General features: G+C 44.6%; 15 protein-coding genes and 1 riboswitch. Of the genes, 14 read left to right on the top strand and 1 reads right to left on the bottom strand.

The features are described from left to right. Nucleotides 1-87 precede the first annotated feature (87 nt). Entirely contained in the window at nucleotides 88-1,431 is a 1,344-nt protein-coding gene (locus PU629_RS20270) for an NCS2 family permease (protein ID WP_275281831.1), read from the top strand. A gap of 105 nt (nucleotides 1,432-1,536) precedes the next feature. Then, nucleotides 1,537-1,812 carry a hypothetical protein gene (locus tag PU629_RS20265; RefSeq protein WP_275281830.1) on the top strand — a complete coding sequence of 92 codons (276 nt, stop codon included), beginning with the start codon at nucleotides 1,537-1,539 and terminating at the stop codon, nucleotides 1,810-1,812. Here the strand turns inward: PU629_RS20265 and PU629_RS20260 are convergent. Then, complete coding sequence (locus PU629_RS20260) at nucleotides 1,809-2,225, bottom strand: Hsp20/alpha crystallin family protein (protein WP_275281828.1); 417 nt, start codon at nucleotides 2,223-2,225, stop codon at nucleotides 1,809-1,811. The two genes, PU629_RS20265 and PU629_RS20260, sit on opposite strands and share 4 nt — an antisense overlap. A 213-nt stretch (nucleotides 2,226-2,438) precedes the next feature. Here PU629_RS20260 and PU629_RS20255 point away from each other — a divergent pair, with 213 nt between their 5' ends. The 12 genes from PU629_RS20255 (at nucleotide 2,439) to purH (ending at nucleotide 14,590) form a co-directional block, all read left to right on the top strand. Next, nucleotides 2,439-2,636 (top strand): NETI motif-containing protein, encoded by a 198-nt coding sequence (locus PU629_RS20255; protein ID WP_275281827.1) that lies wholly within the window; start codon nucleotides 2,439-2,441, stop codon nucleotides 2,634-2,636. A 74-nt stretch (nucleotides 2,637-2,710) separates the two neighbouring features. Beyond that, a riboswitch (purine riboswitch) is annotated at nucleotides 2,711-2,812 on the top strand. Nucleotides 2,813-2,918: 106 nt separating this feature from the next. Next, a complete protein-coding gene (purE, locus tag PU629_RS20250) occupies nucleotides 2,919-3,404 on the top strand; it encodes a 5-(carboxyamino)imidazole ribonucleotide mutase (RefSeq protein ID WP_275281826.1) in 486 nt (161 codons plus the stop codon). 65 nt (nucleotides 3,405-3,469) lie between these two features. Next, nucleotides 3,470-4,534 (top strand): 5-(carboxyamino)imidazole ribonucleotide synthase, encoded by a 1,065-nt coding sequence (gene purK, locus PU629_RS20245; protein WP_481900521.1) that lies wholly within the window; start codon nucleotides 3,470-3,472, stop codon nucleotides 4,532-4,534. Nucleotides 4,535-4,550: 16 nt separating this feature from the next. After that, on the top strand, nucleotides 4,551-5,864 hold the full coding sequence (gene purB, locus PU629_RS20240; RefSeq protein ID WP_275281824.1) for an adenylosuccinate lyase: 1,314 nt from the start codon (nucleotides 4,551-4,553) through the stop codon (nucleotides 5,862-5,864). 198 nt (nucleotides 5,865-6,062) lie between these two features. Further along, nucleotides 6,063-6,773 carry a phosphoribosylaminoimidazolesuccinocarboxamide synthase gene (purC, locus tag PU629_RS20235; RefSeq protein ID WP_275281823.1) on the top strand — a complete coding sequence of 237 codons (711 nt, stop codon included), beginning with the start codon at nucleotides 6,063-6,065 and terminating at the stop codon, nucleotides 6,771-6,773. Further along, entirely contained in the window at nucleotides 6,770-7,018 is a 249-nt protein-coding gene (gene purS / locus PU629_RS20230; protein ID WP_275281822.1) for a phosphoribosylformylglycinamidine synthase subunit PurS, read from the top strand. Before purC ends, purS begins: the two co-directional genes overlap by 4 nt. Continuing rightward, nucleotides 7,015-7,701 carry a phosphoribosylformylglycinamidine synthase subunit PurQ gene (purQ, locus tag PU629_RS20225; protein ID WP_275281821.1) on the top strand — a complete coding sequence of 229 codons (687 nt, stop codon included), beginning with the start codon at nucleotides 7,015-7,017 and terminating at the stop codon, nucleotides 7,699-7,701. The genes purS and purQ overlap by 4 nt, the downstream gene beginning before the upstream one ends. Next, nucleotides 7,682-9,919 (top strand): phosphoribosylformylglycinamidine synthase subunit PurL, encoded by a 2,238-nt coding sequence (gene purL / locus PU629_RS20220; RefSeq protein ID WP_275281820.1) that lies wholly within the window; start codon nucleotides 7,682-7,684, stop codon nucleotides 9,917-9,919. Before purQ ends, purL begins: the two co-directional genes overlap by 20 nt. Further along, nucleotides 9,889-11,358 carry an amidophosphoribosyltransferase gene (gene purF, locus PU629_RS20215; RefSeq protein WP_275281819.1) on the top strand — a complete coding sequence of 490 codons (1,470 nt, stop codon included), beginning with the start codon at nucleotides 9,889-9,891 and terminating at the stop codon, nucleotides 11,356-11,358. Before purL ends, purF begins: the two co-directional genes overlap by 31 nt. Nucleotides 11,359-11,419: 61 nt before the next feature. After that, entirely contained in the window at nucleotides 11,420-12,454 is a 1,035-nt protein-coding gene (gene purM / locus PU629_RS20210; protein ID WP_275281818.1) for a phosphoribosylformylglycinamidine cyclo-ligase, read from the top strand. Further along, nucleotides 12,454-13,038 carry a phosphoribosylglycinamide formyltransferase gene (purN, locus tag PU629_RS20205; RefSeq protein WP_275281817.1) on the top strand — a complete coding sequence of 195 codons (585 nt, stop codon included), beginning with the start codon at nucleotides 12,454-12,456 and terminating at the stop codon, nucleotides 13,036-13,038. The genes purM and purN overlap by 1 nt, the downstream gene beginning before the upstream one ends. A 19-nt stretch (nucleotides 13,039-13,057) precedes the next feature. After that, nucleotides 13,058-14,590, top strand: coding sequence for a bifunctional phosphoribosylaminoimidazolecarboxamide formyltransferase/IMP cyclohydrolase (gene purH / locus PU629_RS20200; RefSeq protein WP_275281816.1), 1,533 nt, complete (start codon nucleotides 13,058-13,060; stop codon nucleotides 14,588-14,590). The last annotated feature ends 9 nt before the right edge of the window (nucleotides 14,591-14,599 follow it).

Genomic DNA, 14,599 nt, shown 5'->3' with positions numbered 1-14,599 from the left:
AACGTTAAGAGGCCATTCGTTTTAGTTCTTATTCCTTTTCATAAATCAGGTCTTTTGACGAAATAAAACATTCATTGGAGGACGAACATGAAGAATCAAAATGCAATTGCACGTTATTTTCAGTTCGACGAGCTTGGCACGACTTTTGGTCGTGAAGTAATCGGCGGGGTTACGACCTTTTTGGCGATGGCTTATATCTTGTTCGTTAACCCGGTTGTTCTTGGTGCGGCAAATATGGATACTCATGCTGTATTTACAGCAACGGCTTTATCCGCTGCGATCGGCACGCTTATCATGGGGATTTTAGCTAAGTATCCCGTTGCAATTGCACCAGGTATGGGTTTAAATGCCTTCTTTACCTATACCGTTTGTATCGGTATGAAAATTCCTTGGGAAACCGCCATTGCAGGTGTGTTTATCGCAGGGGTCATCTTCGTTATTATTACTATTTTTAAAATTCGTGAAATGATTATTAATGCCATCCCAGAAGATTTGAAACGGGCTACGGCTGCTGGGATTGGACTTTTCATTGCCTTTATCGGACTGCAAGATTCTAAAATTGTTGTGAAAAACCCCGATACTTTGGTTCAAATTGGAAGTTTTCACAATCCAGGTGTTCTTTTAACTCTATTCGGTGTTATTGTCACGGTTCTCTTCATGGTTCGCGGGATTCAAGGCGGCGTGTTCTATGGAATGGTATTAACGGCTATTCTTGGCGTTATTCTGGCTCTATTAGGAATCAATGATAAGGTCAATCCAGTTTCAATCCCGTCTAACGTTGTTTCAAGTATTCCAAGTCTTAAACCAATCTTTGGTGTGGCCATTACGCATTTGGGTGATATTAATTCTTTCAATTTAATTGTCGTTGTTTTAACGTTCTTGTTTGTTGGTTTCTTTGATACAGCGGGTACGCTAATGGCGATTGCAAACCAAGCAGGGATTTTGAAAGATAATAAATTACCTCGTGCCGGTCGTGCGCTATTCTCAGATTCCATTTCTATTGTTATCGGTAGTATTTTAGGGACTTCCCCAACGACGGCTTATGTGGAATCCTCTTCTGGTGTAGCATCAGGGGGACGAAGCGGATTTTCAGCTGTGATCACAGCTATTTTGTTCTTGCTGGCGATGTTTTTCTCACCGCTTTTAGGAGTCGTAACATCCGATGTAACAGCTCCAGCGCTTATTATTGTCGGCGTGTTAATGGCGTCTTCTTTGAAGGATATAGCATGGAGCAGGCTTGAAATTGCGATTCCAGCTTTCTTGACAATCGCGATGATGCCATTTACGTATAGTATCACAACAGGTATTGCATTTGGATTTGTTGTTTATCCAATCACCATGATTGTCCGTGGTCGCATTAAAGAATTGAATCCAATCATGTATATCTTATTTATCATCTTTATCATTTTCTTACCGGTTCTTGCTAAATAAATTAAAAACTTGAAGGGGGGCGGCCCATCCTGGACTGCCCCTTCTTCGCATAGTTTCGGGCTCCTGAGTTCATACTTTTAATAGGTATGAATGAGGAGGGTAAGCATGGCGCTTTGGTTCACTGTTGTTTTATGGGTCATAGGGATTATTGCCTTGTTTGGCGGTAAAATTGCAGATAATCTATTGAGACGCTTAGAAAGAAAGCTTGAACGTAAATCCGAAAAGAATAAATTCGATGATAACTCGGCTCACATTGCTTATGGGGCGGGCGAAAAAGTGGCAGATGCGATCCCTTGGTATGCCGTGAATATGTTTTTTATCATTATCGGCTTAGTTCTTATCGCCATAGGGTTTATCCCACTCGGCTTTCATTTTATCTAATCTTCTTCTTCGATGATAATCTCGCTTATTTCTTGTCCTTTCAGTTTTTGGAGCTGGATGATCAGCATGCCTTTTCTGTAAGTCGCTTCTACCGGTTCTGTTTGCACAGGACTAGGGAACACAATTTCTCGTTCAAAGCTCCCCTTTAGGAGTTCTTCACTGACAATGGAGTAACCGCTCAAGTGATAGTGGGCATTCCCGCGGATTAACAGTTTGGTGTTATCGATCGATACTGTAACATCGCCAAGCTCTTTAAGACCTGGAAGTGCGATTTGACAAATAAAACTAGATTCGGATTCATAGAGGTTGTAAGTGGGCCATTCTTTTGAAAAGAGATCTTGGAAATCATGCCAGAAATCTTTTCCAAGAAATTGGTTGACGGTATGCTTCCAGTCGTTTTTTCCTTCAGCCACGAGTCTCGTTTCCCCCTTTTGGTCATTCCATTAGCTCAAGATGCCCTTTTCTTATTCATTTGTTAGAATAAGGTCAGGCTTTAAGAGGATAGGTATCTTATAGAAATTACGCTAATTCAAAGTTATTTATGCTTAAGAATGCCTGTTGCTTATGTCCCCCCTGGTATCTAGGGGCAAACTTATTAGTTGATCGGTAAGAAAGGCTGAATGTCAATGGCAAAAGAAAAGAAAAGGCGCTATTCGGTGGATGATTATAATGGTTCGATTAGTGAGTGTTTGTCAGCTATTGAAAAGGATGGCTATGAGCCAATAGGTCGTTTTGAAAAACCTTTATTTCGTGAGGGAAAAAAGGGACCTGAGTACGTTAAACAAGTCATTATTTATGAAACGGTTCCAAAAACCGAACATTAACATTGAATAACAAGTGAACGTTCAGTTTTTTAGGTTGACCAACGCCAATACGCTTGTTATGATGTAGAGGACAATTAAATCGATCGTAATTCCTTCATATAACCTTGGGGATATGGCCCAAAAGTCTCTACCTGGTAACCGTAAATTACCAGACTATGGAGGAAGCGTTTGGATATCTTTTTATTAGATAATCCGGCTTATTCGCTTTCTCTTTAGTTAAGTGAATAGCCGGATTTTTATATTTAAAGAAACTAGTACTCTTTTAAAACAAGGAGTGATCGTATGCAGCCAGAGGTTGGCGTTATTATGGGAAGTCGGTCTGATTGGGAAACGATGCAGGAGGCTTGTCTCATATTAGAAGCTTTAGAGATTCCTTATGAGAAGCAGATTGTTTCGGCCCACAGGACACCTGACCTTATGTTTGAGTATGCTGAAACAGCCCGTCAAAGAGGATTAAAGGTCATTATTGCGGGGGCAGGAGGCGCGGCACATCTGCCAGGCATGGTAGCCGCCAAAACGACGTTACCTGTCATAGGTGTTCCTGTTGAATCGAAAGCTTTAAAAGGGCTTGATTCACTGCTTTCTATCGTACAAATGCCGGGCGGTGTCCCTGTTGCGACGGTGGCCATTGGAAAAGCAGGAGCCAAGAATGCCGGCTTATTAGCCGTTCAAGTTTTGAGTGCTTTTTCAGAAGCGATCGCTCAGAAGTTAGAGGCTTATAGACAAGACATGAGACAAGCGGTTTTAGAAAGCGGTGAAGCGTTTTGACAACCTATCAAGTGATACCGCCCGGAAGAACGATTGGGATTTTGGGAGGGGGACAGCTTGGTAAGATGATGGCGATGTCAGCTAAGCAAATGGGCTATCGAGTAATCGTTTTGGACCCCGCCTCAGACTGTCCATGTGCCCAAGTATGTGATGAGATCATTGCCGCAGCTTACGATGATAGGGCAGCTGCCAAGAAACTTGTCGAACGCTCTGACGTGATCACTTATGAATTTGAAAATGTTGATTTAGACGTTGCACGCTATATTGAAGAAGCGGGTTATTTACCGCAGACGAGTAAGTTGTTAGCCATTACGCAGAACCGTTTAAATGAAAAAGAAAGCTTAACGCAGGCCGGGTTAAAAGTCGCTCCATATAAAAAAGTGGTGTCGAAGGAGTCCTTAACGGAAGCTGTTCAGGCACTAGGTCTTCCGGCGGTGTTGAAAACCGTCCAAGGGGGCTATGATGGGAAAGGACAGCTTGTTATAAGAACAGAGGCAGAGTTAGAGGAAGCATATGATTGGCTGGATGAGGAACGCGTCTATGTCTTAGAACAGTGGGTCCGTTTTACGAAAGAACTTTCGGTCATGGTCGTCCGACACCCATCTGGAGAAATAAAAACCTTTCCGGTTGCTGAAAATACACATAGAAATAATATTCTTCACCAAAGCACCATTCCGGCAAGTGTAAGTCAAGAAATAGCGGCTAAAGCCGAACAAGCGGCAAGAACGATCGCTCAGGACATGAGCCTGGTCGGGGCACTTGGAGTTGAAATGTTTTTGACGGAAGAGGATGAGGTTTTTGTTAATGAGCTGGCACCTCGGCCGCATAACTCCGGGCATTACACGATTGAGGCTTGCGAATTTTCTCAATTTGAACAACATATTCGAGCGATTTGTTCACTCCCGCTTGGGCATATAAACTTGTTCAAACCAGCTGTTATGGTGAACATTCTTGGCCAGCATCTCCATGGCGTTCTACAGGCGCTTCCAACATGGAAGCATGCCCATCTCCATTTATATGGGAAGGATGAGGCAAAGATGAATCGCAAAATGGGCCATATCACGATATTGACTGAAGATATAGACCAAACATTAAATGATTTGGATCAAACCAAAATTTGGTTGGATTAAAGAGCGGAGGAAAAACATGTTAGAACGTTATGCAAGACCAGAAATGAGCCGAATCTGGACGGACCAAAATAAATTTGAAGCTTGGTTAGAGGTTGAAATCCTCGCCTGTGAAGCATGGGCTGAGCTTGGTGTCATTCCAAAAGAAGATGTGATCAAGCTTCGTGAAAATGCCTCGTTTTCAATTGACCGTATTCTTGAAATTGAACAAGAAACGCGTCATGATGTCGTCGCCTTTACTCGGGCGGTTTCGGAAACATTAGGCGATGAGAAGAAATGGGTGCACTACGGTTTGACCTCAACAGATGTTGTGGATACCGCTCTCTCTTATTTATTAAAACAAGCAAATGAGATTTTATTAAAGGATCTCGTCAGATTTCTTGACGTGATTAAAGAAAAAGCCATTGAGCATAAAACCACGATTATGATGGGACGCACGCACGGGGTTCACGCAGAGCCGACAACATTTGGTCTGAAGATGGCGCTCTGGTATGAAGAAATGAAGCGTAATATTGAAAGATTTAAACAAGCGGCTGAAACCGTTCGAGTTGGTAAATTATCAGGGGCAGTTGGAACCTATGCCAACATTGATCCATTTGTTGAAGCGTATGTCTGTGAGAAGCTAGGCCTAGAGCCAGCACCTGTTTCGACCCAAACCCTTCAGCGCGACCGTCATGCCCATTACATGTCAACGCTCGCTCTCATTGCAACTTCTATTGAGAAATTTGCGGTGGAAATTCGCGGCTTACAAAAATCAGAAACACGTGAGGTAGAGGAGTTCTTTGCTAAAGGGCAGAAGGGTTCTTCGGCAATGCCGCATAAACGCAATCCGATCGGCTCTGAAAATATGACCGGGATCGCCCGAGTCATCCGCGGTTATATGCTGACAGCTTATGAAAATGTACCGCTTTGGCATGAACGGGATATTTCCCACTCATCAGCTGAGCGCATTATTCTTCCTGATGCAACAATCGCTTTAAATTATATGCTTAATCGTTTCTCTAACATTGTGAAAAACTTAACGGTGTTCCCAGAAAATATGAAACGTAACATGCAACGGACACACGGCCTCATTTTCTCACAACGTTTGCTTCTAAGCTTAGTTGACAAAGGGCTCAGCCGTGAGAGTGCTTATGACCGCGTTCAACCGCTCGCCATGAAGGCTTGGGAAACTGAAACACCGTTTAAGTCACTCGTTGAAAAAGATGAAGTGATTACGTCTCACCTAAGTCAGGCTGAGATTGAAGATTGCTTTGATCCAACCTACCATCTTAAAAATGTCGAGAAAATTTTTGAACGGCTTGGGCTGACTGAAGAAGCTGTAAAGAACTAATAGTCATGAAGGGCAGGTTAACCGCCTGCCTGGACTATTCCGATTGATAGAAGGTGTTCAAGACCTCGGTTATTACAGATTTCTAAAAAGAGTAATGAGGGGACATTAGTTGGCTGACAGAGCTGGATGTCGACATTACCCCTACAACGTTTCGTGCAGATAGAATTCTCTTAATCTATTAAAAAGGAGTCTTTTCAAATGACGGAATTGCTTTATGAAGGAAAGGCAAAGCGCCTTTATTCAACAGATCAGGAATTTGTGCTTCGGGTGGCTTATAAAGATGATGCAACTGCATTTAACGGAGAAAAACATGCGGTGCTTACAGGGAAAGGGCAACTCAATAATGAGATCAGCACGATTATGTTTGAGAGGCTCGCACAAGCAGGTGTCCCGAACCATTTTATTCAGAAAATTTCTGATAATGAGCAATTAGTCAAGGCGGTAACCATTGTGCCAATTGAAGTCATCGTTCGAAATATCGCAGCGGGCAGCATGGCGAAGCGACTCGGACTTGAAGAAGGCCGTGCGCTTAAGCAACCAATTGTCGAATTTTGCTACAAACGCGATGATTTAGGTGATCCTTTAATAACCGTTGACCACGTGTATGAGCTCGAACTGGCAACACCTGAAGAGGTTAGCCTCCTCACAACAATGGCTCTTAAAGTGAATCAAGTTCTCATTAATTATTTTAATGATTTTAATATCACCTTAGTTGATTTTAAGCTTGAATTCGGTCGTTTAAAGGAAACGGGCGAACTTGTCTTAGCAGATGAGGTGTCTCCAGATACTTGTCGTCTTTGGGATAAAACAACGGGGGAACGTTTAGATAAAGATGTGTTCCGAAAAAACATTGGGAACCTACAAGAAGCTTACGGAAAATTACTCGAGAGGATCGGTGGAAACGCATGAAAAAGGTCAAGGTTGTCGTCACTCTAAAGGAAAGTGTATTGGACCCGCAAGGTCAGGCGGTCTCTGGAGCAGTGGAACGTCTTGGATTTAAAGGTGTTGCCTCGGTTCGCATCGGGAAGTTAATTGAGCTAGAAGTAGAGGATTTTGTTACAGACTCCGAGATAAAAGAAATGTGTGAGAAGCTGCTCGCCAATACGGTTATAGAAGATTACCGTTATGAGGTGGAGGAGGTCATTGCACAGTGAAGACGGCTGTAATCGTGTTTCCAGGCTCTAACTGTGACAGTGACATGTTTCATGCGATCCAAGATGGAATGGCTCAAGAGGTCGAGTATGTCTGGCATGCCGAAACAAGCTTAGAGGGCTTTGATGCGGTGATGATTCCAGGCGGCTTTTCTTACGGGGATTATTTGAGAACGGGGGCTATTGCTCGTTTTTCGAACATTATGCCAGCCATCATTGAAGCAGCAGAAGCTGGAAAACCTATTCTAGGTGTTTGCAATGGATTCCAGATTCTCCTTGAAGCGGGTCTTCTCCCAGGAGCGATGCGTCGCAATGAGAACTTAAGTTTTATCTGCCGTCCTGAGCCTTTGAAGGTTGTTAATAATACGACGATGTTCTCCTCTGAATATGAAGAAGGAGAAATCATCACGGTTCCTATTGCTCATGGTGAAGGGAATTACTACTGTGATGACATAACGCTTCAGAAGTTAGTTCACAATAACCAAATTGTTTTTACCTATGGAAACAATCCAAACGGTTCTATTCATGATATAGCAGGCATTGTGAACGAAAAGGGCAATGTTCTCGGCATGATGCCGCATCCTGAGCGAGCAGCCGATGCCCTTTTGGGGAATACTGACGGACTAAAACTCTTTCAATCTATCTTAAAGCATTGGAGTGACCAGCATGCAAGCGTTAAGGCTTGATCCAACACCAGAGAAGATTAAAACAGAAAAGCTCTACCGCGAGATGGGTCTCACCGATCGTGAATATGAACAGGTTCAGTCCATTTTGGGTCGTGATCCTAACTATACCGAAACAGGTTTATTTGCGGTCATGTGGTCAGAGCATTGCAGTTATAAGACCTCTAAGCCGCTCCTTAGAAGATTTCCGACAACCGGAGATCATGTCCTTCAGGGACCGGGTGAAGGAGCCGGTATTGTTGATATCGGTGATGAGCAGGCGGTTGTGTTTAAAATTGAAAGTCACAATCACCCATCCGCAATTGAGCCTTATCAAGGAGCTGCAACAGGCGTTGGCGGCATCATTCGCGATGTGTTTTCAATGGGGGCACGTCCAATTGCTTTATTAAACTCTCTCCGTTTCGGTAATCTTTCCTCACCGCGCGTACGCTATTTATTTGAGCAAGTGGTAGCAGGTATAGCGGGTTACGGGAACTGTATTGGTATTCCGACAGTCGGCGGTGAAGTGAACTTCGACCCTTGCTACAATGGAAATCCGCTTGTGAATGCTATGTGTGTCGGACTTCTTAACCACTCCGACATCAAAGTCGGCCGTGCTCATGGTGTCGGCAACACGGTTATGTATGTTGGGGCCTCAACGGGTCGAGACGGGATTCATGGAGCGACCTTCGCATCGGAAGAGCTTACAGACGCTTCAGATGAAAAGCGCCCAGCAGTTCAAGTAGGCGATCCATTTATGGAAAAATTATTGCTTGAAGCCTGCCTTGAAGTCATCCACTCAGATGCGCTTGTAGGGATTCAAGATATGGGAGCCGCTGGTCTTACTTCTTCTGCCAGTGAAATGGCCGCTAAAGCTGGCGTTGGATTAGAAATGAATCTGGACCTTGTTCCTCAGCGTGAAACTGGTATGACGCCTTATGAAATGATGCTCTCGGAATCTCAAGAGCGCATGCTGATAGTTGTCACTAAAGGACGAGAAGCAGAGATTGAAGCCATTTTTGAAAAATGGGGTTTGCATGCTGTTGCGATCGGTGAAGTCATTGAAGAGAAGCGCTTCCGTTTGTTACACAAAGGTGAAGTGGCAGCTGATGTTCCTGTTATGGCTTTAACAGAGGAAGCACCTGTTTATCAGATGCCTTCGAGTGAACCAAAGAGCTTTGCAGATAATCAAGCTCTAGAAAATTGGGTTCCTAAAAACCTCAATCTTAAAGAAACATTAGAAGCATTGCTGAAAAATCCTAGTATAGCGAGTAAGGAATGGGTTTACGAGCAGTATGATCATATGGTTCAAACCAATACCGTTGTGGCGCCGGGCTCAGATGCTGCTGTCTTGCGCATTCGTGGAACGAAAAAGGCACTTGCAATGACAACGGATTGCAATGCGAAATACCTATCCATTGATCCGGAAATGGGCGGAAAAATTGCGGTTGCAGAAGCCGCGCGCAACGTTGTCTGCTCCGGGGCTGAGCCTCTTGCTATTACCGATAATTTGAATTTTGGTAATCCTCAGAATCCGGAAGTGTTCTGGCAAATGGAGAAGGCGGTTGACGGAATGAGTGAAGCCTGCCGTATTCTCGGAACACCGGTTATTGGCGGAAACGTCTCGCTTTATAATGAAACCAATGGATCGGCCATTGATCCTACACCAGTTGTCGGCATGGTTGGACTCATTAAGAACGTGGAGCATATAACAACTTCTTACTTCAAAAATGCTGGTGACGTTATTTATGTCATTGGTGAAGCCAATCAAGAATTTGGCGGCAGTGCGATCCAAATTTTGCAAACTGGTAAAACGTTTGGCAAAGCTCCTTACCTTGATTTAGAAGTGGAAAAAGATCGTTTAACCCGTCTGCTTACCGCCATTCAAAATAGATTGATTACAATGGCCCATGATCTTTCGGAAGGCGGATTGGCTGTTGCTTTGGTTGAAGGACTCATGGGAACCGAATTAGGTGCGGACATTACGCTGACTAATGAGGACATTACGAGTGAATTGTTCAGTGAAACCCAATCGCGGTTTGTTGTAGCGGTCAATCCTGAGAGAGTCGGAGCCTTTGAAGCACTCTTCCCAGAAGCCAGTCGACTTGGCGTCACAACTCAAAATGCGGAGCTTGTTATTGAATCAAAAGGTGAAACACTTCTTACTGCCAAAACAAAAGAGCTCGAGCACATTTGGAGAGGAGCCATCCCATGTTTCCTGCAAACAAGCACCGTGAACTAGGGTTTGAGAACGAAGAGGAAATAGATGTAGTTAGAGAGTTGAATGAAGAGTGTGGAATCTTTGCGATATGGGGTCATGAAGAGGCGGCTAATCTTAGCTATTATGGCCTTCATAGTTTGCAGCATCGCGGCCAAGAAGGAGCGGGTATTGCTGTTACTAACGGAGATCGCATTAAGTTTCATAAAGGCTTAGGTCTGGTTAATGATGTTTTTTCAGAGACGGTTCTAAGTGACCTTGAAGGGCATGCGGCTATTGGGCACGTTCGTTATTCGACGCAAGGTGCCAATAACTATGCGAATGTTCAACCGCTTGTTTTCCGCTCTCAAACTGGCACGCTTTCACTCGCACATAATGGGAATTTGGTCAACGCTAATGCATTGAAGTATCAGTTGGAAGGGCAAGGAAGTATTTTCCAAACAACATCTGATACAGAGGTACTTGCTCATTTAATTAAACGAGGCGGCTCAATTAGTCTAGTAGACCGAGTTAAAAATGCGTTGTCCATGATTAAAGGAGCCTATGCTTTTGTCATTTTAACAGAGGATCAATTGTTAGTGGCCCGTGATCCAAATGGGCTTCGTCCGCTTGCTTTAGGCCGTCTTGGTGATGCGTGGGTCGTCACCTCTGAAACCTGTGCTTTTGATATTGTTGGGGCTACTTTTGTAAGAGATGTTGAGCCAGGAGAACTGTTGATTATTGATGAGCACGGTGTGTTAGAGGATCGGTTTGCCAGATCTTCACAAAGAGCGATTTGCAGTATGGAATATATTTATTTTTCAAGACCGGATTCCAATATTGAAGGGATTAACGTCCATGCTTCTCGTAAGCGGCTTGGGATGATGCTCGCAAAAGAGGCGCCTATTGAAGCGGATGTTGTAACAGGTGTCCCGGATTCCAGTATTTCAGCAGCCATTGGTTATGCAGAAGCTACCGGTATCCCTTATGAGCTTGGCCTTATTAAAAATCGTTATGTCGGCCGCACATTCATTCAGCCTTCCCAAGCGCTTCGTGAGCAAGGGGTCAAAATGAAGCTCTCAGCAGTAAGAGGAATTGTTGAAGGCAAAAGAGTGGTCATGGTGGATGACTCCATTGTCCGCGGTACGACTAGCCGCCGTATTGTGAATTTACTGCGTGAGGCCGGGGCGAAGGAAGTCCATGTGTGCATTAGCTCACCGCCAATTAAAAACCCTTGTTTCTACGGGATCGATACATCATCTGAAAGCGAACTGATTGCTTCTAACCATTCGGTAGAGGAAATTCGCGAGATCATTGGGGCAGACTCCTTAACCTTCCTGTCGGTAGAGGGATTAAAGCAGGCGATTGGCAGAAGTCCGGAATGGTCGCAATGCGGGCAATGTCTCGCCTGTTTTACAGGGGACTACCCAACTGAGATTTATCCGGATACGGTTTTGCCGCATGAAAAGGAACTCACAATCTAACTTTTTTAGCAGCGTGAAGGAAAGAGAGAAAAAATGGATGAATAAAGTGGAGGTGGCCAGCATGTCGAACGCCTATAAAGAAGCGGGTGTCAATGTTGATGCCGGTTATGAAGCGGTTAGCCGAATCAAAAAGCATACAGAACGGACGCGTCGACCAGGCGTTATGGAAGGTCTTGGGGCGTTTGGAGCAGGCTTTGACCTATCTGAGCTTAATATGAAGCAGCCCATCCTTGTTTCAGGCACTGATGGCGTTGGCACGAAATTAATGGTCGCACTTGCTACAGGCCAGCATGATACGATTGGAATTGATGCGGTCGCGATGTGTGTGAATGATATTGTGACACAAGGGGCTGAACCGCTCTTTTTCCTTGATTATATTGCCTGCGGATCACTTGAACCCGAACGGATTGAACAGATCGTTAAGGGGATAGCTGACGGCTGTGAAATGGCGGGCTGTGCCTTGGTTGGCGGTGAAACAGCCGAAATGCCAGGTATGTATGATGAAGAGGATTATGACGTGGCAGGCTTTGCAGTAGGTGCAGTCGAAAAAAGTAAACGTCTGTCGGGAGAAGCCATTCACGCGGGGGATCGCCTCATCGGCCTTCAGTCTAATGGGATTCACAGCAATGGGTTCTCCCTTGTTCGACGTCTCATTCAGCAAGCGGGACTTAAATATGAAGAGCGCTTTTTGGATACAGACAAAACGATTGGTCAGGAAATTATGACGCCAACGCGCATTTATGTTAAACCGGTTTTAGAGGTATTAAAGAAAGGTGTCATCAAAGGACTTGCTCATGTAACGGGCGGCGGTTTTTATGAGAATATTCCTCGTATGCTGCCGGGTGGTCTGGGAGCGGAAATTACCAAAGGCTCCTGGGACATTCCAGAGGTGTTTCCTTTTCTGCAAAAGCTCGGCAACCTCTCTGAAGATGATCTTTTCGGGACGTTTAATATGGGAATTGGGATGGCTGTGGTCGTTGCTGAAGCGGATGTCGCAGCAACGTTAGAAGCTTTTGAACTATTAGGAGAAAATGCCTTTGAAATTGGCTCCGTCACGGCAGAAGCAGGGCTTGTTTTAAAGGAGACCTCTAACTAATGCGGCTCGCAGTCTTTGCCTCCGGAACGGGGAGTAATTTTCAGGCGCTTGTACAGGCGGTTAGATCGGGTGAATTAGCGGCTTCGATTGACCTGTTAGTATGTGACCGTCCCGGGGCGGCAGTTATTGAAAAAGCAAAGCTTGCTCGTGTCGAAACACTCGTTCTTTCCCCTAAAAACTTTGAAAATAAACAAGCCTATGAAACGAAACTATTGGAATCGTTAAGATCTAAACAGATTGACTTAGTTGTTCTAGCCGGGTATATGCGCCTTGTTGGGCCGACCTTATTAGGTGAATATAAGGAGCGGATTTTAAACATTCATCCATCGCTGCTCCCTGCTTTTCCAGGCCTCCATGCTATCGAAAAAGCTTATGAGGTAAAGGTGCCGGAAACAGGTGTGACGGTTCATCTAGTTGATGAGGGAATGGACACGGGACCGATTCTTGCACAGGAATCTCTTACGCTTTTGTCGAATGAAAGCTTAGAGGGTTTAGAGGCGCGTATACATGAAGTAGAGCATCGCCTCTATCCGAAAACGGTACAGCGATATATATTACAACTAAGCCAAATGCCAAATAGATAATTTTAAGGAGTGACAAACAATGACGAAAGCTTTAATCAGTGTCTCGAATAAAGAAGGGCTCGTCCCATTTGCAGAAGGTCTGGCGCGTTTGGGGATTGAACTCCTATCAACAGGTGGAACAAAGCGTCTCTTAGAAGAAGCGGGCGTTCCCGTAAAATCAGTTTCTGAGGTGACCGGTTTTCCTGAGATCCTTGATGGCCGGGTTAAAACCCTTCATCCAAAGATTCATGGTGGATTGCTTGGCAGACGAGAGCTTCCAGAACATCGCGAACAAATGCGTGAACACGCTATTGATCCGATCGATTTCGTCATTGTAAACTTATATCCTTTCAAAGAAACGGTCTCTAAGCCAGATGTGACCCACGAAGAAGCGGTTGAGAATATCGACATCGGTGGTCCTTCTATGATTCGTTCCGCTGCGAAAAACTATGAATCTGTAACCGTCGTGTGTGATCCAAGTGATTATGAGGCTGTTTTAACTGCGGTTGAAAAAGATGGAGGGACATCTGCTTCTCAGCGTGCAAGATTAGCCGCAAAAGCATTTCGCCATACCGCGGCATACGATGCGCTTATTGCAGAATATTTAACGAAGGAAATTGGTGAAGCTTTCCCTGAACAATTCACTGTTACTTATGAGAAGAAGCAAGGCCTTCGCTATGGTGAAAATCCACACCAACAAGCGGCCTTCTATGCCAGTCCTTTTGAAAAACAAGGAACCATCAGCAGTGCCAAACAGCTACATGGAAAAGAACTTTCCTATAACAATATTCGCGACACCGATGCAGCTCTTCAAATGGTGAAGGAATTTTATCAACCGGCCGTTGTAGCTGTGAAACATATGAACCCATGCGGTATTGGTACAGGGGAAACGATTGAGCAAGCCTATTTAAAAGCGTATGAGGCTGATCCGGTTTCTATCTTTGGTGGTATTGTCGCTGCTAACCGAGAAATCGATGCCGCTACTGCAGCTCATCTAAGTCAAATCTTCTTAGAAATTATCGTTGCACCTGGATATACTGAGGAAGCTTTTGAGATCCTTTCGAAAAAGAAAAATATCCGTCTATTAACTGTTGCGATCGAGGATGCAGTAACGCTGGATCAACAATTGACTTCGGTCGGCGGTGGCCTATTGGTTCAAGATGTTGATTCCTTAGGTCTTGCTGACGCGGAATTAACGTATCCGACAGACCGCAAGCCAAGTGATGAAGAGATGCGTGCGCTTGAGGTTGCTTGGAAAGCTGTCAAGCATGTCAAATCGAATGCCATTGTACTAGCTAAAGGCGATCGAACGATTGGTGTCGGGGCAGGACAGATGAATCGTGTTGGCGCAGCAAAGATTGCGATTGAGCAAGCGGGTGAAGAAGCAAAGGGTTCCGTTATGGGTTCAGATGCCTTCTTCCCAATGCCTGATACGGTTGAAGAGGCGGCTAAGGCAGGCGTAACGGCAATTATTCAGCCAGGCGGTTCTATCAAAGATCAGGAATCGATTGATAAAGCAAATGAGTTTGGAATCGCCATGGTGTTAACGGGGATTCGCCACTTTAAACATTAGGAGTGAGAC

Source organism: Pullulanibacillus sp. KACC 23026 (assembly GCF_029094525.1).
GTDB lineage: Bacteria > Bacillota > Bacilli > Bacillales > Sporolactobacillaceae > KACC-23026.
Note: the sequence above shows the minus strand (reverse complement) of the source record. Positions and strands in the feature narration are given on the sequence as shown.